The 20,015-nt window shown below is 64.4% G+C and carries 20 protein-coding genes; 9 read left to right on the plus strand and 11 right to left on the minus strand.

The features are described 5' to 3' along the window. Window positions 1–387 precede the first annotated feature (387 nt). From KVT32_RS26990 to KVT32_RS27000, 3 genes are all read right to left on the minus strand, one after another. Window positions 388–1,080 carry a lysozyme inhibitor LprI family protein gene (locus KVT32_RS26990; protein WP_217619094.1) on the minus strand — a complete coding sequence of 231 codons (693 nt, stop codon included), beginning with the start codon at window positions 1,078–1,080 and terminating at the stop codon, window positions 388–390. 64 nt (window positions 1,081–1,144) lie between these two features. Next, entirely contained in the window at window positions 1,145–1,918 is a 774-nt protein-coding gene (locus KVT32_RS26995; protein WP_217619095.1) for an IclR family transcriptional regulator, read from the minus strand. Continuing rightward, complete coding sequence (locus KVT32_RS27000; RefSeq protein ID WP_217619096.1) at window positions 1,908–2,705, minus strand: IclR family transcriptional regulator; 798 nt, start codon at window positions 2,703–2,705, stop codon at window positions 1,908–1,910. The genes KVT32_RS26995 and KVT32_RS27000 overlap by 11 nt, the downstream gene beginning before the upstream one ends. A 193-nt stretch (window positions 2,706–2,898) precedes the next feature. Between KVT32_RS27000 and KVT32_RS27005 the strand changes: the two genes are divergently transcribed. The 6 genes from KVT32_RS27005 (at window position 2,899) to KVT32_RS27030 (ending at window position 10,438) form a co-directional block, all read left to right on the plus strand. Then, window positions 2,899–4,065, plus strand: a complete 1,167-nt coding sequence (locus KVT32_RS27005; RefSeq protein WP_217619097.1) for an acyl-CoA dehydrogenase family protein — start codon at window positions 2,899–2,901, stop codon at window positions 4,063–4,065. A gap of 62 nt (window positions 4,066–4,127) precedes the next feature. Then, window positions 4,128–5,111, plus strand: coding sequence for a tripartite tricarboxylate transporter substrate binding protein (locus KVT32_RS27010; protein ID WP_062839609.1), 984 nt, complete (start codon window positions 4,128–4,130; stop codon window positions 5,109–5,111). Between the two features lie 20 nt (window positions 5,112–5,131). Then, on the plus strand, window positions 5,132–6,103 hold the full coding sequence (locus tag KVT32_RS27015) for a tripartite tricarboxylate transporter substrate binding protein (protein WP_217619098.1): 972 nt from the start codon (window positions 5,132–5,134) through the stop codon (window positions 6,101–6,103). 3 nt (window positions 6,104–6,106) lie between these two features. After that, entirely contained in the window at window positions 6,107–7,276 is a 1,170-nt protein-coding gene (locus KVT32_RS27020; RefSeq protein ID WP_175155294.1) for an acyl-CoA dehydrogenase family protein, read from the plus strand. Between the two features lie 18 nt (window positions 7,277–7,294). Next, window positions 7,295–8,290, plus strand: coding sequence for an acryloyl-CoA reductase (locus tag KVT32_RS27025; RefSeq protein WP_217619099.1), 996 nt, complete (start codon window positions 7,295–7,297; stop codon window positions 8,288–8,290). 12 nt (window positions 8,291–8,302) lie between these two features. Further along, window positions 8,303–10,438, plus strand: coding sequence for an acetate--CoA ligase family protein (locus KVT32_RS27030; RefSeq protein WP_217619100.1), 2,136 nt, complete (start codon window positions 8,303–8,305; stop codon window positions 10,436–10,438). Window positions 10,439–10,465: 27 nt separating this feature from the next. Here the strand turns inward: KVT32_RS27030 and KVT32_RS27035 are convergent, their stop codons facing one another. Beyond that, window positions 10,466–11,449, minus strand: coding sequence for a tripartite tricarboxylate transporter substrate binding protein (locus tag KVT32_RS27035; protein ID WP_152382563.1), 984 nt, complete (start codon window positions 11,447–11,449; stop codon window positions 10,466–10,468). Between the two features lie 185 nt (window positions 11,450–11,634). After that, on the minus strand, window positions 11,635–12,525 hold the full coding sequence (locus KVT32_RS27040) for a LysR family transcriptional regulator (RefSeq protein ID WP_175155297.1): 891 nt from the start codon (window positions 12,523–12,525) through the stop codon (window positions 11,635–11,637). 149 nt (window positions 12,526–12,674) lie between these two features. On the opposite strand from KVT32_RS27040, the gene KVT32_RS27045 reads away from it, so the two are divergent. Then, window positions 12,675–13,679: a tripartite tricarboxylate transporter substrate-binding protein gene (locus tag KVT32_RS27045; RefSeq protein WP_217619101.1), complete on the plus strand. Its 1,005-nt coding sequence runs from the start codon at window positions 12,675–12,677 to the stop codon at window positions 13,677–13,679. Between the two features lie 49 nt (window positions 13,680–13,728). Continuing rightward, the gene (locus tag KVT32_RS27050; RefSeq protein WP_217619102.1) at window positions 13,729–14,676 is read left to right on the plus strand and encodes an amidohydrolase; all 948 of its coding nucleotides are present in this window, start codon (window positions 13,729–13,731) and stop codon (window positions 14,674–14,676) included. A gap of 46 nt (window positions 14,677–14,722) precedes the next feature. Here KVT32_RS27050 and KVT32_RS27055 read toward each other — a convergent pair whose 3' ends face one another. Further along, window positions 14,723–15,505, minus strand: coding sequence for a hypothetical protein (locus KVT32_RS27055; protein WP_217619103.1), 783 nt, complete (start codon window positions 15,503–15,505; stop codon window positions 14,723–14,725). Between the two features lie 446 nt (window positions 15,506–15,951). On the opposite strand from KVT32_RS27055, the gene KVT32_RS27060 reads away from it, so the two are divergent. Next, window positions 15,952–16,218 carry a DUF1778 domain-containing protein gene (locus tag KVT32_RS27060; protein WP_217619104.1) on the plus strand — a complete coding sequence of 89 codons (267 nt, stop codon included), beginning with the start codon at window positions 15,952–15,954 and terminating at the stop codon, window positions 16,216–16,218. Window positions 16,219–16,810: 592 nt separating this feature from the next. Here the strand turns inward: KVT32_RS27060 and KVT32_RS32675 are convergent. From KVT32_RS32675 to KVT32_RS27080, 5 genes are all read right to left on the minus strand, one after another. Beyond that, complete coding sequence (locus KVT32_RS32675; RefSeq protein WP_371825621.1) at window positions 16,811–17,029, minus strand: stability determinant; 219 nt, start codon at window positions 17,027–17,029, stop codon at window positions 16,811–16,813. A gap of 85 nt (window positions 17,030–17,114) precedes the next feature. After that, a complete protein-coding gene (vapB, locus tag KVT32_RS27065; RefSeq protein ID WP_217619105.1) occupies window positions 17,115–17,375 on the minus strand; it encodes a type II toxin-antitoxin system VapB family antitoxin in 261 nt (86 codons plus the stop codon). 478 nt (window positions 17,376–17,853) lie between these two features. Continuing rightward, entirely contained in the window at window positions 17,854–18,867 is a 1,014-nt protein-coding gene (locus KVT32_RS32680; RefSeq protein WP_371825622.1) for a TniQ family protein, read from the minus strand. Next, on the minus strand, window positions 18,806–19,858 hold the full coding sequence (locus KVT32_RS32685) for a TniQ family protein (RefSeq protein WP_371825623.1): 1,053 nt from the start codon (window positions 19,856–19,858) through the stop codon (window positions 18,806–18,808). The genes KVT32_RS32680 and KVT32_RS32685 overlap by 62 nt, the downstream gene beginning before the upstream one ends. Continuing rightward, window positions 19,803–20,015, minus strand: a 213-nt coding sequence (locus tag KVT32_RS27080) for a hypothetical protein (RefSeq protein WP_217619108.1), incomplete at its 5' end; no start/stop codon positions are given. The genes KVT32_RS32685 and KVT32_RS27080, both read right to left, overlap by 56 nt.

Here is a 20,015-nt window from a genome sequence, read left to right on the forward strand (position 1 = left end):
CAGGATGGAGACGCCATGAAGAGCGAAGCGGCATCGCGCACAAAAGCAACTCATCCTGCTGCTCGATCCCGGTCTGGTGAGTTTGCATGACGATCCCGTCCATTGGTGCTCCGAGCCCTATGCGCTGAGCCGACACGAATGGCCACTCCGTCAGCCTACGGAGCAAACTGCGCGTGGCTTTCCGTCCGCCCTTGATCGACCACGATGGGCCGAATGCCGTCAGTCGACAGAGCTACCTCGGCCGGAGGACGCAGTGTTAAATATCGGCAGTCAGCGGCCAGTTAGAACGGCATCGACATAGCTCACTTGAAGGCGCTTCCAGCCGCACCTCCTGACTAGCGTCCCCGCAATGCTGCCCTCACCGCCGCGCACTCCTTCCAGCCCCCCTCAACGTATCGGAAAAAACGTCCCCCCCAAGGTCCCATTCACCCCGCAATAAGGCGGACCAGATGAACCGGCCCCCGGCGGCACTTCCTCAACGGTCAACCCATCGCCCTGGCGTTGCAGGTTCAGCACCCACCCCTTGGTGTCGACGCTCTTGACCCGCAACCGCTCGCCCTGGGCCTTGCCAGCGGCTTCCACGTTGCACGACCAGCGCCCGTCGTGTGGCTGAACTGCCGAACCTTCGTACAAGATGTCGCCGTCGGGTTTCTTCCAGAGCGTGATCTCGCCGGAGACGTTGCGCCATCTACCGCTGAAGCCCTTGCGTTCTGCCAAGTCGAGCGACGCGAGGAACGCGTCCCGGTACTTCAAGCGGCTTGCCAGTTCCTCGATGGGTTTGTCTTTGTCGAAGGGCTTCTCGAAGGCGTCGTCGCGCACCTGGGTGAAATACCGTTGGTCGCGCAACAAAGCCTCGGCCGTGACGGAGTCCAGAGATTTGCGCGCTTCGTTGTAGCGCTTGGCGATGCTTGCATCGAGCGCTGCGAGTTTCGGGTTCGCGCAGATGGCTTTTTCTGCGCCGGTGCGCGCCTGGGCGCAGTCGAATGAAGGCGATGCGTCCGGCGCCGCCATGGCGGACATGGAAAATGCGCACAACACGGCGGCGGCGCAGGCGGCTGGGAAAGTATTTTTGGTCGGCATGGTGCCGCTGATGATAGCGAGAATTCGTGCGCCGCATGGGCCAAGGACACCAAGCGCACACCAATCAGGCAAGCCCCAGCAGCCTTTCGGTTTCTCTGGCCAACGCAACCAGCCGGGGGCCGATATCAGCCGCGCGCTCCCGGTAAGGGCCGTCCTGCGTGGGCACCCCGCAATTGAAGACATATAACAACGATTGATACGGCCGCCCCAGCGGCGCCGCAAATCCGTAGGCGTCCGGCCGCCATTCCTGGTTGTTGCCGCAGAAACCCTTGCGTTCCAGATCGCGGCGCGCCGCGGCCAGATTGGGGAAGTGCGCGGCGTAATGCCTTGGGTCGGCCACGCGCAGCTGGTTCAGCACGACGGCGCGTTCCTCGTCCGGCACCCGTGCCAGCCATGCCTTGCCCGCGGCGCTGGACAGCAGCGGCAGCGACGCGCCGATGTCGGGCCACGTCTGCAGCGCCTCATTGGAGCGGGCCGTTTCCACGTACACCATTTGCAAGCGGTCTCGCACAACGAGCGACACCGCGCCGCGCGCGTGGTCGGCAAGCTGCTTCATCAACGGCCGGGCCAGCTGCCGGATCTGCATGCTGGCGAGCAAGGGGTAACTCAACGCCAGCACCGACGCGCCCAGGCGATAGCGTGCCGGCTCGCCCTCGCGCTGCAGAAATCCCAGTTCCACCAGCGTGTGCGTCAGACGCGCCACCGCGCTGCGCGACAGGCCGGTTTGCTGCGCAAAGTCCTTGTTGGCCAGCACGGGCCTGTCGGCACGGAAACACGTGAGGATATCGATCCCGCGCGCCAGGGTGGTGGTCAGTTCGCGGTCCGCATCACGGGTCATTGCGCTGCTCCAGCATTTTCTCCACACGCTTGACCAGCGTCACCAGGCGCGGCGCAATGCGGCCGCGCAGGTCGCCGGGCCGCAGCCGCGTCACCGGTACCCCGCAATTGAAGACCAGCGTCTGGCCATCCACGCGCGTGCGCATGGGCACCGCGACGGCATGCACGTCCGAGTGCCAATCCCCCTGTCCCACGCAATACCCGTGTTCTGCGTAATCTCGTTGCGCCGCTGCCAGATCCGGCGCGTGGCGCCGCCAGATGGCGGGATCGTGCCGCCGTAACGCCGCCAGCACGGGTTCGGCCTCGCCGGGCGGCGCCTGCGCCAGCCAGGCCCGCCCCATCGCCGAAGGCAGCAGCGGTAGCAAAGCGCCGATGTCCGGTCGGAACGACACGGCATCGTGCCCGCGGCAGGTTTCCACGTAGACCATGCTCAAGCCGTGATGCATGCCGAGCGACGCGGAGCCGCCCGCCGCATCGGCCAGCCGCTTCATCAAGGGGCGCGCCAATTGACGCACCTTGATGCTGGCCAGAAGCGGATAGCTCAGCGAGAGCACCGCCGTGCCAAGGCGGTAGCGCCGCAGCCCCGCGTCGTAGCGCAACAGGCCGCGCTGCATCAGCGTCGTCGTCAGGCGGGAAATCGTGGCCTTGGACAGGCCCGTGCGGTCCGAGAGTTCACGGTTGCTGAGCGCGGGCTCGCCATGCCGGAACGCCTGAAGCACCGACAGGCCGTGCGCCAGCGTGGTGGCGAAGGCGGGGTCGGCATGGTGTTCACCGGGGCGAGCGGTCATGGGCGGGATCCTGATCCGGCGCGCTCGGGATGCGCACCGCGTATCCGTCGATGATAGAGCAGCCGGCCTGCGGATCCCCCTTCATCCCGTTCAAGATATCGAAACACTTGTCTCAAATCCGGCGGCCTTTTGCTAGCCTGATTTGAACAAGACGCGGCACGCATCAGCGCCCACGATAAAACGGAGACTCGCCATGATCAGGGACCCCGAAGGTTTCCCGCAATTTCTCGATTCACTGCGCCGCTACGTGCGCGACCAGCTCGCGCCCCGCGAGGCCGAGATCGCCCGTTTGGATGAGGTGCCGCAGGATCTGGTCGAGAGCATGGCCGAACAGGGGATGTTCGGCTATTCCATTCCGCAGGAGTATGGCGGAGCGGGCATGACGACCGAAGAGCTGATCCTGGCCGCGATGGAGCTGTCCCAGTGTTCCGTGGCGCTGCGCGCCCGCGTCGGCACCAACACCGGCATCGGGTCCGAGGCGCTGGTCGCCGACGGCACCGCGGCGCAGAAGGCGCACTACCTGCCGCTGCTGGCGGCGGGCGAACTGACCGGCTGCTTTGCCCTGACGGAGCCGCAGGCAGGCTCCGACGCCACCGCGCTGCGGACCACCGCCGTGCGCGACGGCGACCATTATGTATTGAACGGCGAGAAGTGCTTCATCACGAACGCGCCGCTAGCTGGCCTCTTCACGGTCATGGCGCGCACCGATCCGGACGCGCCCGGCGCCAAGGGCATCACGGCATTCATCGTGGAGCGCGGCACGCCAGGACTGACCACCGGCCAGCCTTACCACAAGATGGGCCAGGCCGGCTCCCCCGTGTCGGCCGTGCATTTCCAGGACTGCCGGGTGCCGGCGGCCAACATCATCGGCGGCCAGGAAGGCCTGGGTTTCAAGACCGCGATGAAAGTGCTGAACAAGCAACGCATCCATCTGGCGGCCCTGTGCATCGGTCCCGCCATCCGCATGCTGGACGACACGCTGCGCTTTGTGGCCGAACGCCAGCAGTTCGGCAAGCCCCTGATGGACTTCCAGCTCATCCAGGCCATGCTGGCGGACTGCCAGACCGAGATCCAGGCCGCCCGCGCGCTGGTGCTGCAAACCGCCCGGGAACGCGACGCGGGCGTGGACGTGACGTTGAACGCCTCGATCTGCAAGTACTTCGCCTCTGAAATGTGCGGCCGCGTGGCCGACCGCTGCGTGCAGATGCACGGCGGCTATGGCTACATCGCCGATTACGGCATCGAGCGCTTCTACCGCGACGTACGCCTGTTCCGCCTGTACGAGGGCACCAGCCAGATCCATCAATTGACCATCGCCCGCCACACGCTGACCCAGGCGGGCTACACGCCCGGCCGCTAGGGCACCCAGGGACCACGGCCACCAGAAGCCGCCGGCCCGCCAAACCAAAGGAGACTCCCATCATGCTGCACAAGCACCTGCCCAAATGGATCGGCGCGCTGGCCGCCGCCCTCGCCTGCGCGGCGTTGCCGCCACAAGCCGCGGCCGCCTACCCCGACAAGCCCATCCGCCTGATCGTGCCGTTCGCCCCCGGCGGCTCGACCGACATCCTGGGCCGCCTGCTGGCCGAGGCCCTGCACCCCATCCTGGGTCAGCCCGTCATCGTCGAGAACAAGCCGGGCGCGGGCGGCAACATCGGCGGCGACTTCGTGGCGCGCGCGGCCCCCGACGGCTATACGCTGCTGCTGGCCGCCGCCGGGCCCACCGTCGTCAATCCCAGCCTGTACGCCAACATGCCGTTCAATCCGGCCAAGGACCTGGCGCCCATCACCTGCCTGGAACGCGAGCACAACCTGATGGTGGTGACAAAGTCGATGCCGGTGAAGACGCTGCAGGAGTTCCTGCAATACGCCCGCGCCAACCCGGGCAAGCTGTCGTTCGGCTCGCCGGGCAATGGCTCCCCCGCGCAACTGGCCGGAGAGCTGCTCAAGCAGCAGACAGGCATCCAGGCCGAGCACGTACCGTACAAGGGCAGCGGTCCCGCCATCACCGACCTCGTGGCCGGGCACATCGATTTCATGATCGACAACATGCCCGCCCTCTTGCCCCAGGTGAAGGCGGGCGGCCTGCGCGCGCTGGCCGTGCCCAGCGACCAGCGCGCCACCGCCGCGCCCGACATTCCCACCTTTGACGAGGCCGGCCAGAAGGGCTTTGTAGTGATGGCCTGGAAAGGCTTGATGGCGCCCGCCGGCACCGACCCGGCGGTGATCGAGCGCCTGCATGCGGCGGTGGTCAAGGCGCTGCAGGATCCGCAATTGCGGGCCCGCTTCCAGGAGCTGGGGGCCGAGCCCCTGGCCAGCACACCGGCCGAGTTCGCCAAGCAGATCGCCGACGAAACCGCCTGGTGGGCCAAGCTGGTGAAGTCCACAGGCACCCGCATCCAATAGGCCGACGCCAGGAGACCGCCATGCAACCTTGCTTTCGACCGTTGCGCGCGCTATGCGCCGCCGTCCTGCTGAGCGCGACGGGCGCCGCCCAGGCGGGCGCCTATCCGGATAAACCAGTGCGGCTGATCGTGCCCTACGCCGCCGGCGGCGGCACCGACACCGCCGCGCGAATGATCGCGCGCAAACTAGCGCCCCTGATCGGGCAGCCGGTGGTAGTTGAAAACAAACCTGGCGGCGCCACGCAGATCGGAACCGCCTACGTGGCCAGCGCGCAGCCGGACGGCTACACCCTGTTGATGGGCACGGCCAATCTTGCGACCAACAGCGTGCTGTACGCCAAGCTGCCCTATGACGTGAACAAGGATCTGACGCCGGTGATCGGGGCCACGGATGTGCCCGTGTACCTGCTGCTGCCGGCGGCCAGCCCGCTTAGGACATTGGAAGACATCAAACGTGCCGCCACCGCGCAGCAGGGCCTGACCTACGCCACCGCCGGCACGGGCAGCATCCCCCATCTGGCAGGCGAGCAGTTCGCGCACGAGACGGGCATTGCGCTGCGCCACATTCCGTACAAGGGCAGCAGCGAGGCCGCCACCGCGCTGGTCGGCGGCCAGGTCCAGATGAGCTTTGACAACCTGCCCCCGGTGTATGCGCAGGTCAAGGCGCAGCGGCTGCGGCCCATTGCCATCGCGGCGCAAAAACGCAACCCCGATCTGTCCGACGTGCCCACGCTGGCCGAGCTGGGCGTGCCGCTGTCGGCCTCGTCGTGGTGGGGTGTGATGGCGCCTGCCGGCACGCCGAAGGACGTGATCGGCCTGCTCAACCGGCAGATCAACGCTGTGTTGGCCGACCCCGAAGTGCGCAGCTATTTCACCGGCCTTGGCATGCAGCCTACCGGCGGCTCGCCCGACGCCTTCGGGCAGCACATCGCCGACGAAACCCGCAGATGGCGCGCCGTGGTCAAGCAGGCGGGCGTCAAGATCGAGGAATGAACCATGCCGGATACGCAAGATCGCTACGCGGGCGATGCCCTGCCGGACCTGTGCGCACGGGTGCGCCGCTTCGTTGATGAGGTCGCGATATCGGCCGAGTCCCCGGCCATCGCCCGCGACGTGGCCGCACTAGACCGTTGTGTCGCCCAACTGCGCACACGGGCAAAAGAGGCCGGTCTGTACGCGCCCCAGTTGCCCGCGCAATGGGGCGGACTCGGGCTGGGCTGGCGCGCGCTGGCCGAGGTGCTGGAAGAAGCCGGCCGGAGCTTCCTGGGCCCCGCGGCGCTGAACTGCGCCGCGCCCGACCAGCCCAACATGCTGACGCTGCTACGTCTGGGCAACGCTGCCCAGCAGGAGCGCTTTCTGGCGCCGCTGGTGCGGGGAGAACAGCGGGCCTGCTTCGCCATGACCGAACCGGCGCCGGGCGCCGGATCCGATCCCTCCATGCTGCGCACACGGGCCGAGCGGCGCGGTTCACGCTGGGTGTTGAACGGCCACAAGCAGTTCATCAGCGGCGGCGTGGGCGCGGACTTCGCCCTGGTGCTGGCACGCGGCGAGACCGGCGTCACCTTGTTCCTGGTGCCTGCCGACACCCCGGGCTACCGGGTGGTGCGCGACATCGGCATGGTCACGGGCTACCAGATCGGCGGACATGCCGAGATCCTGCTGCAGGACTGCGAGGTGGGCGACGACGCCGTGCTGGGTGAGCCGGGCCAGGGCCTGGCCCATGCGCAACTCAGGCTGGAGCCCGCGCGCCTTTCCCACTGCATGCGATACATCGGCCGCGCCCGCCGCGCGCTGGAAACGGCGCAGGCCTATGTTGCGCAGCGCGAGTCCTTCGGCGCGCGTCTTGCGGACCTGCAGCAGGTGCAGGCGATGATCGCGGACTCGCACATCGACCTGCATGCAAGCCGCCTCATGACGCTGGATTGCGCGGCCCGCATGGACGCGGGCCTGCCGGTAAAGCAGCACAGCGCCATGACCAAGGTTTTCGTGTCCGACGCCGTGAACCGCGTGGCCGACCGCGCCGTGCAAATGATGGGCGCCTTGGGTCTGTCCGACGACAAGCCCGTGTCGATGATCTGGCAGGAAATGCGCCCTTTCCGCATCTATGACGGCGCCAACGAACTGCACCGCGCCACGCTGGCGCGCCGGCTGATGGCGCAAGCCTGAGCCTCAATGGAGACGACGATGGACAATCCCCGATTCCAGGCCTGGCGCCTGCACGCCGGCGCGGCGGGCGAGCCCCCGCAGGGCCGATTCGAGACGCTGACCGCCGACCACTTGTCCGCGGGCGACACGCTCATCAAGGTGGCCTATGCCGGCCTGAACTACAAGGATGCGCTGGCGCAGGCCGGACGCGGCGGCATCGTGCGCGACTACCCCCGCATCGGCGGCATCGACCTGTCCGGCACCGTGGTGCATTCCGCCGACTCCGCGCTTTCGCCGGGCCAGGAGGTCGTCGTGCACGGCTTCGGCATCGGCGTGGATTGCGACGGCGGCTATGCCGAGTTTGCGCGGGTGCGCCATGACTGGGTGCTGCCGCTGCCCGCGGGCATCGGCCTGCGCGACGCGGCCGTGCTGGGCGCAGCCGGCTACACCGCCGCGCTATCGCTGCACTGGATGGAACACTGCGGACTGACGCCCGCGCACGGCGACGTGCTGGTCACCGGGGCCACGGGCGGCGTGGCCAGCGTCGCGATCGACATCCTGAGCCAGCGCGGCTACCGCGTCTGCGCCATGACCGGCAAGCCGGACGCCGCGGACTATCTGCGCTCGCTCGGCGCCCACGAAGTGATTGCCCCGCCCGATCTGTCGGCCGGCATCAAACCGCTGATGAGCGCGCGCTGGGCGGGCGTGATCGACGCCGTGGGCGGCGCGCTGCTGGCCCACGCGCTGGCCTGCGTGAAGCCGGACGGCGTTGCCGCAGCCTTCGGCAACGCGGGCGGCGCGGAGCTGCCCACGTCGGTCATCCCCTTCATCCTTCGCGGCATCAAGCTGCTGGGCATCAACGCCAACAGCCCCATGCCGTTGCGGCGCGAGGTCTGGAACAAGCTTGCCGGTAAATACCGCCCCGCGCACCTGGACCTGATCGCGCGCGTCATCGAACCCCGCCAGCTGCCGCAGGCGCTTGCCGCCCTGCTCGAACGCGGCAGCACCGGCCGCAGTGTCGTCCGCTACTCCTGAACGCCGATATCCATGAACCCGTCTGCCCTCCCCTCCCTGTCCCGCCTCTTCGATCCGCAAGGGATTGCCATCGTCGGCGCCTCAGCCACGCCCGGCAAGATCGGCGCGATGCCCGTCAGCCTGCTGCTGCAGCACGGCTACGGCGGCCGCATCGTCCCCGTGAATCCGCGCGCGGACACCATCGCTGGCCTGCCTGCCGTGCCCGGCCTGGACGCGCTCGACGCGGACATCGACCTGGCCATTCTGGCGGTGCCCGCCGCCCACGCCGCGCAGGCGCTTGAATGCGCCCGCCCGGGCCAGGTAGGCGCGGCCGTGGTGTTTACCTCCGGCTTTTCCGAAACCGGCGCGCGAGGCGCAGCCGAACAGGACCGGCTATGCGCCATCGCGCGCGAGCGCGGCATCCGGCTGCTGGGACCGAATTGCCTGGGCTTCATGAATGTGCGGCGCAACGTCTACGCGACGTTCTCGCCCGCGCCCGCCAACGGCATCGTCGCCGCCGGCGGCATCGGCATGGTGACGCAAAGCGGCGCGTTCGGCGCCTACGCCTACAGCATGGCGCGCGAGCGCGGCCTGGGACTGTCGCACTGGATCAGCACCGGCAACGAGGCCGACATCGACGTTGCCGACTGCATCGAATGGCTGGCCGGCGATACGCACACCCGCGTCATCATGGCCTACATGGAAGGCTGCCGCGACGGCGCCAAGCTACGCCGCGCGCTGTCCGCGGCGCGCGCTGCCGGCAAGCCCGTGGTCGTGACCAAGATCGGCCGCACCCAGGCCGGCGCGCAGGCCGCGGCCTCGCACACCGCGGCACTTGCCGGCGACGATGCCGTGTACGACGCGCTGTTCCGCCAGTACGGCGCCCTGCGCGCGCGCACCATCGAGGAATTCTTTAACCTGGGCTATGCGCTGGACACCTGGAAGCGCCCGCCGCAAGGCCGCCGCCTGGGCATCTTCACCATTTCCGGCGGCGTGGGCGCGCTGATGGCCGACGACGCCGCCGACAGCGGACTGACGCTGCCCGAACCGGCCGCGGACGCGCAGGCCAGGCTGCTGGAACGCGTGCCGTTTGCCAGCGGCCGCAATCCGGTCGACGTCACCGGCCAGGCCGTCTCCGAACCTGGGCTGCTGCTGGCCACCGCCGACGACATGCTGGCCGATGGCCGCTACGATGCCCTGGCTGTCTTCCTGGCCGCCGCGGGCTCGTCCGAAGCGCTGTGGCCCACCTTCGAAGCCTTCGCGCGGCAGATGCAGGCGCGCCATCCCGACGTGCCGCTTGCAATTAGCGCCCTGTTCCCGCCTGCGCGGCGGCGCGAACTGGAGCGTCTGGGCTGCCTGGTCTTCCCGGATCCCAGCGCCGCCGTCCGCACGATCGCTGCGGTGGCCGCCATGGCATCCCATTCCGGCCGCGGAACGACGCAAGCGGATCCCGCCCCGGACACGGCTAACCGTGCGCCGCTGCGCGAAACCTATACCGAAATCCAGGCCATGGAACTGCTGCGCGACGCCGGCATGCCGGCTTCCCCGAGCACGCTGGCGGTTGATGCCGACGCGGCCGTGCGCGCCGCCGGCGACCTTCGCGCGGCAGGCCAGGACATTCCTGTCGTCCTAAAAGTGGTCTCGCCAGATATCACGCACAAAAGCGACGTGGGCGGCGTCAAGCTCAACATCCGGGGCGAGGACGCGGTGCGACGGGCTTATGCGGACATCATGGCCGCGGTAAGCCAGCATCGCCCCGACGCCCGCGTCGAGGGGGTACTCGTCGCGCCCATGGCGCCCAAGGGCGTGGAATGCATCGCGGGCGTGCATTGCGACCCGGTGTTCGGGCCCGTGGTCATGTTCGGACTGGGCGGCGTTTTCGTCGAGGTGCTGAAAGACGTCAGCTTCCGGCTGGCGCCCTTTGGCCGCGATGAGGCCCTGGACATAATTCGCGAGATTAAGGGATACGCGCTGCTGCAGGGCGCGCGCGGGGCGCCCCCGTGCGATGTCGATGCCCTGGCCGACGCGCTGGCCACCCTATCCCGGTTCGCGCATGCGCGAGCGGGGGATTTCAGCTCGGTCGAGATCAATCCCTTGCTGGCGCTGCCCGAGGGACAGGGCGCGGTGGCGCTGGACGCGGTGGTGATTCGGAAAGGCCAGCCTGCGTGATGTGCTGGGCACTGGGGCCAGTTCCGTCTACTGCTCCTTCAGCCCCAACGATTTCACCAACGGCGCGAACAGTTTCTTTTCGTCCTGCACGCGCGTGGCGTAATCGGCCACGCTCAGCGGGATCGCCTCGGCGCCCGCATCCAGGAAGCGCGCCTTGATATCCGGCCGCGCCAGCACCTTGTTGATCTCGGCGTTCATGCGTTCGACCACATCATCGCGGGTGCCCGCGGCCGCATACACGCCGAATAGGCTGTCCGCGAACACGCCGTCAATGCCGGCCTCGGTAAAGGTCCGGATGTCGGGCGCCACGGCCGCGCGTTGCCGGCTTGCCACTGCCAGCACCTTCAATTTGCCCGCCTGCACCATGGGAAAGACCGTGGCGGGTCCAAACGCGAAGTCGATCTGGCCCGCGGCCAGGTCTTGTATCGCCGGCGCCACGCCGCGATACGGCGCGTGGGTGGCCTGCATGCCAGTGGCCTGCTTGAGCAGCTCGCCGGCCAGATGCGGCGTCGTGCCGTTGCCGGCCGACCCGTAATTCAGGGGCTCGGGCCGCTTGCGCGCGTATTCCACGAACTCTTCGAGCGTATTGACGCCAAGCGAGGACCGGACAAACAGGAACAACTGGCTGTTGGCCAGCAGGGCAACCGGCCGCAAATCCCGCTGCGGGTCGAACGGCATGTTGGCGAACATCAGCGGGTTGACCGATTCGGTCGTCGACGGATTGAGCAGGAAGGTATGGTTGTCGCGGCCGTTGCGAACCACTTCAGCCCCCGCCAGGTTGCCGCCCGCACCGCCCCGGTTTTCCACGATGACGGTCTGCTTCAATGCCTCGGCCAAGTGCGGCTGCACGGTGCGGGCCAGCACGTCGACCAGCCCGCCCGGCGCCAGCCCCACGACCAGACGAACGGGCTTGGTGGGCCACGCCGCAGACGATGTTTGTGCATGGCTGCCCGTCGTCCAACCCGCCAACGCCAGCATCATCACGGCCAGACAACGTCTACGCAGCAGCATGCAATTCTCCTTAAGGGGGCTCTACCCCGCGATCATGCGCCCGGTGCGTCACGCGCCGCACCATGGTGAACCGCCCTGATTGCGCATCGCGGCGGCGGCCCCGCATGTGCCGCTCATTCTTCACAAAAGTTTAAGCATAAAGAATCCCGGATAACCCTAGCTTGCTGGCGGCAGGCCAGGCATCCCTATTCGGTGGTTTGTGACAGTTCGTGCTCCAGCCCGGCCTCCAGCTGCCGCGCCACGCGCCCCAACCCCCGGTTCAGGGGCCATACGATGGAAAGGTCGAGACCGCCTTCCACATCCACGGGTACGACGATCAGCCCATGTCGACGCGCGTACAGGCCGCTCATGCTATCGAGGATGGCCACGCCCAGGCCCCGCTCCGCGAAGGCGCAGGCGGCCGAGTACTGATTCACCTCGATCACGGGCAGAAAGGGCAACCGCTCCTGCTCGAACTGCCGCGCCGTAAGCGCCCCCACCTGCAAGTGGCGACTGAGCGAGATATAGGGGATGTCCGCCAGATCGGACAAGGCGAGACGACGGCGGTCCGCCAGCGCGTGGCCGGCCGGCATCACGGCCTGCAGGGTCAACCGCGCCAGCGTGCGCTGACCCACGTTCGGCAGCGCGGCCGAGCCGATCACGATGCCGATATCGATACGCTGATCGGCCGCCAGCCCCGCCACGCCCAGCGTCATGTCCGTACGCACGCTGACACGCACGCCGGGCTCCCGGGCTTGCAACCACGCCATCGCACCGGGCAGGATGCTCGCGCCCACGGCCGCCACCGCCCCCACGTCCAGCCTCGCCTGCGCCCCGCCCCGCATGCTGGCCGCCACCCGTTCGGCGTTGTCCATCGCCGCAAGCGCATGAACGATCTCCGGCAGCAACATGCGGGCCTCGGCGGTCAGCGCCAGCCGGCGTTTCTCGCGGCTGAACAGCGCAAAGCCCAACTTGTCTTCCAGCGACTTCAGCATCGCGCTGGCCGCGGGCTGCGACATCCCGGTGGCCGCAGCCGCCAAGGTGACGGAACCGGTTCGCCCCACCGCTTCAAACAGCGCCATCTCGCGTTTATTCATGCAAACCTCTTTTCTCATACATATTCATGTATGAAATGACTAAATATATATATTTGACTATATCAATCCGCCTGCCGGACACTGGCTCCACATCACAACAGCCGGCGCCGCTTCGATGCGGCGCACGGCAATACCGCGAGGAGACAACGATGCAGACGAGACCTGGCGCTCACCCACGCAGGCTGCTGGCCAGATTGCTTGCACCGCTGCTTGGCAGCGCGTTGCTGGCTTTCGTGGCCCCCGCCCTGTCCGACACCCCGGCCGGGGGCACGATCCGGATCGTCGTCGGCGCCCCGCCGGGTGGCGCGCCCGACACCGTGGCCCGCATCGTGGCGCAGCACATGCAGGTGGGTGGCCGTGCCGTGATGGTCGAAAACAAGAACGGCGCCGCCTCCATGATCGCGGCCGCCTATGTCGCCCGCGCGCGGCCCGATGGCAACACCCTCTTGCTCGCCAGCCAGACGACGGTCGCGGTCGCGCCGACGCTGCAGAACGTGACGACGTTCGACCCCATGAAGGATTTCACCGGCGTGGCGTTGGTGGGCAGCGCGCCGCAGGTGCTGCTGGCCGGGCCGAAGCTGCGCGCCAACTCCATCCAGGAACTCATCGCGCAGGCCAAGGCCGCGCCGGGCGAGATCGATTTCTGTTCGGGCGGCATCGGCACCTCGCCCTACATGGCGGCCGTGCTGTTTGCCCAGACCGCGGGAATCGAACTGCACAGCATCCCGTTTGCCGGCGAACAAGCCTGCATCACTGAAATGCTGGCAGGCCGCCTGCCGTTCATGTTCGCCAATGCCTCGACGGCCCTGCCCTACATGAAGGACCAGCGCCTGCGCGCCCTGGCCGTGACGAGCAACGCGCGCGTCAGCTTCGCGCCGCAGTTACCTACAACGGCCGAAGCGGGCCTCAAGGACTACGAGGTCGCGACCTGGCTTGGCCTGCTTGCCCCCGCCGCCACGCCGCCCGACGTCGTCAACGCACTGAACGCGGAAGTGCGCCGCGTGCTGCGCCTGCCGGATGTGCGCGAGAAGCTGCAGGCGCAGGGCTATGCGCTGTCGGACGACAGCCCGGCGGCGTTCACCCGCTACTACCAGGCCGATCGCGACAAATGGGTGCGGCTGATCCAGACCGCCGGCATCAAGCAGAACCCCTGAGCGCCGACGTTTGAATGCGTTTCCCGACCCCGAACCTTTCGAGCATCCCATGAGCCGTACCCAGTCCGCCGCTTCTTCCGACGACCCGCGCACCGTGTTGGGCGTCCATCACAGCCCTGTCGCCGGCACGATTCCGCCCGGCGCCTGCGATTGCCACGTACACATCTTCGGCCCCTTCGACCGCTATCCGCTTGCCGAAAACCGCGTGTTCATGCCGGGCCTCGCCTCGACCGATGATCTGCTGGCGCTGCACGCGGCGCTTGGGGTTGACCGGGCAGTGGTTGTGCAGGCCAGCCCTCAAGGCACCGACAACCGCTGCATGACCGATGCCCTAGCCACCCTGAATGCGGCAGGCCACGCGTCGCGCGGCGTCGCGGTACTGGCGCCCGATATCTCGCGCGAGGGCCTGCGCGCGCTGCATGCGGCAGGCGTAAGAGGCGCGCGCGTCAACCTGCAATCGTTCGGCCAGCAGGATCCGGCCATCGCCCGCGATGCGCTGACGCGCACCGCCGAGCAAGTCGCCGACCTGGGTTGGCATGTGCAGATCTACACCACGCTGCCGGTGGTTGCCGCGCTGGCGCCCGCGCTGCGCGACTGCCCCGTGCCGATCGTGATTGATCACTTCGCATTGGCGAGCGCCGTCGCCGGCGTGGGCCAGCCCGGCTTCGATGCGCTGCTGGAGACAGTGGCAACGGGCAATGTGTACGTAAAGCTCTCCGCGCCATATCGCCTTACGGTCTGGCAGGACGGCCGCCCGCCCATCGAGGCGCGCGAGATCGCACGCGCCCTGATCGATACGCGGCTCGACCGCATGCTGTGGGGCACCGACTGGCCGCATTCGGGAGCGTGGCCGGGTGTGGCGCGCACACGGGATCGGAGCGAACCGCTGCATCCCATCGACGACGGCGAACAACTGTCGGCGTTTTGCGCTTGGGTGAGCGAAAAGGAAAAGCAGGCGATCCTGGTGGATAACGCGGCGCGGCTCTATGACTTTTAGCGCGTCGGAATACCGAATGCCCGGTACTCCGGGCCGCGTCACAGCACTACCTATTTCTCTCCGTGACTACGGAACATCCCTTGAAATTGAAACCTGCAGAGTCTTCCAGCAAGTTGAGATAGGGGCTCAGAGGATTTTCGGGAAAGGCTCGCGCATACGTAATCGATATGGGCCCCCAATAGACCTCCCTGCGGGCCTCGCATCTGAAGTCTCGAATCGAGATATCACCCGCATCATCAGCCGTCGCAGCAGTCACCTTCTTGTACATGAATGTTTGGCCGGAAAACGTACTGCTTCCCGGCATCAGCCCCTCGGCTTGAGTGAGTCGCCATCTCCAGTTGCGAAAAGGCTCGTAGCTGATGCGATAAGGGGCCCCATGAACGGATTCACTGCTCGCATTGAATAGGTGGATGTGCATTCGTGCAGGCCAGAATATATTCAGCAGAATGACGGAGAGCACCACTGCGCCCCAACCGAGCCACTTCTTGCCGCCAAGCAACATGATGAGCCAGCCTGCTAGCGCCAACTGGATTCCAAACCAGTTCAGCCACGGCGGAATCTCGTTATCGCTCCACGGCCGGTATGTGACGTTGTAAAAACCAGCCAGATTGGCAACGACGGTGAGCAAAGCGCCGACGACAGCAAGGCGACTTGTCAACCGGACAGTTTTAATACTGGGTGCAAACATCACGATAATTTCATCCTCCGGGTTTGAGCTTCCGTTGCAAGAGTTGCCAGTGCACATCGGAGAACGCCAACTCACATCCGCTAAAGCCAACGCGCCTGCCACATCCGCGATGCGGCGATACGATATAGAGATCGATTGCACATTCGAATCAGACAGGTTCGAAAGTCGTTATCAAGCAGGAGCGCAGGTATCGGCGAGGCTCCAGATTGCTAAGCGGAGCGGCCGGGGTTTCACGCGGGACATGATTCCACCCTGTTTGTCCGCATCCGATCACATCTCCCCGAGGCGTCGCTCTCACCAGGATGCCGATGTCGAATAGCACTGAGTTTGGAATCGTACTTTTTTAAAAATCAATGACTTACAAAAAATCTATCATCGAGATTGGAATCGATCTGTCATTGAGTTTGGAATTTTGCGGAAAAAATGTCGTTGAGTTTGGAATTGTTCAGGGAAGGCATTGAATGCTTCGAGGAGTTCGCTGGAGACCTCCCACCTTTCCTCTGAAGGAAAGCGATAGCGGACGTACGCTTTGGATGGCCAACCGATAGAATCATGCGGTAAATCTGGTCCCCCAGTCGGAGGCACCCATGCCAAGACGTCATCAACTCCAAGTCGAAATTTCGCCGGAGCTTCACACCCTCATGGAGCTAGCGGCCGAACTGAAGGGTCAAACGTTAGAAGAATTTGTCATCGAGTCGCTAAGACTAGCGTCGGAAGACGAGGTGGTGCCGGAAGATGTGATTCATCTATCAAAGGCGGCTCAAGAGGCGTTCGCTGAGGCAATGCTGAATCCCCCATCTCCCAACGCAGCAATGAGGCGAGCCATCTCACGCCACAAGAAGCTTTTTGGATAGCTAGCCGGGCCTGCCCCCGAACTAGTAGGGTCTCGACATAGAGCCCAAGGCTATGAACCGTTGTGGCTGATGGGCCTTAGTTCACCAAACACTCGACTCGCCGTGGGATTGCTGCGACGCGAACTTCAAGCGCTCGTATGATATCGATGATCCCCGAGTGACGGCCTGATACCCGCTAACGGGGCGTCGAAGTGCGTGAAGGCCTCTTCCAATCCCTGGTCGCATTACACGGACTCGCCGCCCAAGCGCCCACGGCCTCCACTTCGTACGAAACGGGCAAGGGGGAAAATTGCCACTTGCTCGAAGCGCTTCGTACCTTCCGGTCGGACGCCGTTTCCGTATGGAGGGAACTTAACGCTCCAAGTCTCCATTTTCGATAAGTCGCTCCTTAACGTTGACGTATCCGATCAACAGAGCAAGTACCGCTTGCACGACGACGACAACGATGAATGTGATGCTCATTAATACCTCCCAACGTACACGCGCGGTTACACTTCGATGGGCAGTGGTGGCCAAGATCAGCGGCAGTGCCCGTGCAATACTAGATAAGCGGTGCGAGACCCTATTGCCTGACTGCATCGACGCGAGGTCTTTAGCAGTCACGCCTCCTTCGCATGGCAGATTCAGTCTCAATTTTGGTCCACTTCGCGGCAAACTTCTCTCGGTGTTGTGCCATCGCCTCATCATGAGGAATGCTAGCGCGGGAGTCACGTCGACTTGCCTCCACTTTCGCCCGAAACCACCGGTCGTAGCTGGCGACGTGGTCGTTAGATTGGAACTCCGCAGGGATCGAAGGTAGGGGCGAACGCATGGCTAATGGTCCTCGGTTTTTGGGTCAGCTTAACTGCCACCCCTAACCGCAATACATAGATTGGTATGGAACATGAACTTAAGCATCAACGCACCTCGCGCTTCTGGTCAACTGGCTGCTCACGCTGCGTCATGTAGTCGGACGTAACATCGTTGTTATCGAACCAGCTATCCCACGATTGACCATCGGGCGTGATGATCCGAGTACGGCCGAGAGCGACTACGTCGACACGCTTTACGTAATCAGGAAGCTCGACCGCCTTAGGAAGACTTATTGCCTGAGTGCGATTGCTTCGAAAAACGGCACCTTTAACCACGCGAACCCTCCAGGGAGATGGCAAACGCATGCCCCAAGGTTACACAAAAGAATTGCAAGCTGGGAAGACGCGTCAACCCTAGCCTAGAGATCATGCCGCGGCCCGAGTCTCCAGGTTGGAAGGTCACCGACAGCGATCATTGCTGCGGTGGTTACGAGGCGATGAGTGAGGCCAGATCATCGAAACGGCTTTCCCAACTTTCCGCTCTTAGTGAGCACTCCGGATCGCCGCAATGCAAGCAACGTTTCTTCTACTCCAATGTCATAAGGATTCCCAATCGGAACCTGAACCTCTAGAACTTTAATCCGGGCAGGCAGTGCAGGTTTGCCCTCGGACGAGGCATGCTGGCGAATGCGGGAATAGCGCGCCAAAGTCCTCGTAAGCGGTTTTGCAGCAGAATTCTTTTCCATGATTCCAGCCCGATAGTCGCTTGATTGGTACCGCTCTAGTAGTACTTAACGCGCGGAGCACGTGATCCGTTTGTTCAAAAATTTGTGTTCGCGAATGCTCATACGTCGTCCCATGCTTCGAGATCGGCATATCCCGCACGATAGCTTGACACTGAAGACTCCGAGAAGTGACGCTCCTGTCTCGCATCTTGGTTCATCAACGCCAACGGCCAGAGGAATCGCTGTTTGAGCGCGATCTCGCATATCTTGCCGATATCGCCCTTCCAGACTCTGCGGCCCCGAGTGTTACCGCGCGATGCCGCGACATCGAAGCCGGTAGATGTCGTACGTCGGTCCAACATGTGCTGAATGTTCCACCGAATATCATCGAAGAGTCTCGGATCCACCCTTCCCATTTCCTTGAGTCGCCAAGGATCTCCGCTCGCGCCCGCCGCCAACAGACTGGGGAGAAGAGCGAGGGGCAGTCTCTCTGGCATCTGTCCAACCGAAAATGAACCTCGAATTATTGCGGCAGTCACGGCCCGCTGCAGGTCAAGAACTTCTTGAGTGCTTTCGAGCGGCAACTCATTTGGGGGAGCTTCGCGTAAGTCCGCCCCGCAGATGGAGCACGAAAGAAAGGGAGCTTCTGATCTCCATGGGGCAACCGTGGTCAAAGGATAATTCGTCAAACATGCCCAGCAACGATTAAGCATTGGACAGCTATGAGAAGGACAAATTACCCAGTACCGCATTCGCCATTCAAAGCGAAGATAAGGTATATCGTCCCCTGCGATGCATCTAGCACAAAATGAGCTGTGAGCGGTTCCCGTCTCGCTGCGCAGGAGGAGGCGTCGCAGCCATCTTTCGCGACGAAATGCGTCGAACCTCGAAACAAACACGCGCAGGGCATGTGGCGAGACATTCGTTCCGTATGCGATTCGCGTCGCATAGTGGCGCCCTACTCGAACATCCAAATCCCCGATCGCGCCAAGCCCGACGGCACCCAGAATCTGTGCAACGGAGGCGCCATGCAAGCACGACAGTCTGGCCAGCCAAGATGAACAAGACTCATCATCTAGCGGCGTTGGCACTTGGCATAGTGTTGGTCGAGAATCGTCCATCCTCATCCTCATCTAGTAGCTCAAGCTGCTGCCAACGCTGGTGTGCGAACCACCGAACCGCACTGGGATCAGAGCATCCCAGCAAAGACCAGAGAATCCGAAGATCACCCTGCGTCGCGCCGCCGAGTAGCTCTTCAATGTTCCAGGAGGGGTTCCACACCGTGTCGCCTTCAGGGCTCGCCGCTACCAAGCCCATAATTTTTTTCATCGCCCGCAACACTACGTGGTACGCCTCTTCACTTGAGAGAAGTCTGGTCAGCTTTCCAGGCACGAGATCTTTCCCGTCCGGCGATGCGCAAATTCCTAGCGTCCTCACCAATCGCAAAAGTGTGTCGAGACTAAGTTCGCTGATCGCTCCGAACCGTCGATCCGGGACAGTTCGTATGCGGCCGAACAAGTCATCAGCAATTAAAGTAGACAGCTCAATGACGTGCTCGTCAGCGACGCATATCGGCAACGCCCGAAGATCGGCGCCACACGAACACTGATAGAGGCTCGGTCGTCTCCAGAGGATGGGCCGTCCACAATTGCAGTGGTCAATCAAACGGCAACGATGCTTCGGGCAAGCACAATACAGAACGACTTCCCAGGCTGCTTTCGCGCGCCCTCCGTGTTCCGCAAGACATTGGATACAGACCTGCGGCCGCGTGTGCCGTAGCTGATAGCACCGGCTGAAATCGTTCCCCATGAATGCGGCACGTGTCCTTCCTTTGCGCGAGTACGTTCTGGGAATCGCGCGCGACACCCGACTCAACTGGGCGCCAAAAACGTATGACAGGTAAGGGGCGGCGCTCGCGGGTAGGTAGGTATGTCCCAGTGACGCCGTAGCCCGAGCGAGATCTGAGAACTGCAGCCCGTTTAGGCTCAGCATACGTAGGGCGTATCCGTTCCCGGATTCGTCCTCGCCGATCTCGTCTTGGATCGGCAAAGGTTGACCCAAATGTTGATCAAAGAGAAGCAAACGGATTCTCCTCTGCAGTGTGCACGCCAGTCTGGTACTCATAAGCCAGGCTCATCCGTGTGGGCGTCATAACCTGCTCTTTTTCATCCACCGCCAGCATCACCGCCTGAACTAGCAACCCTTTCAGCAGTCGTGGTGACCCAGACGTTGCAGCAAACATCGCGCTCGGAAATGCCCGATAAATCGGAGACAGATCGAC

The organism is Achromobacter sp. GbtcB20 (genome assembly GCF_019091095.1).
GTDB classification, from domain to species: domain Bacteria; phylum Pseudomonadota; class Gammaproteobacteria; order Burkholderiales; family Burkholderiaceae_B; genus Achromobacter; species Achromobacter mucicolens.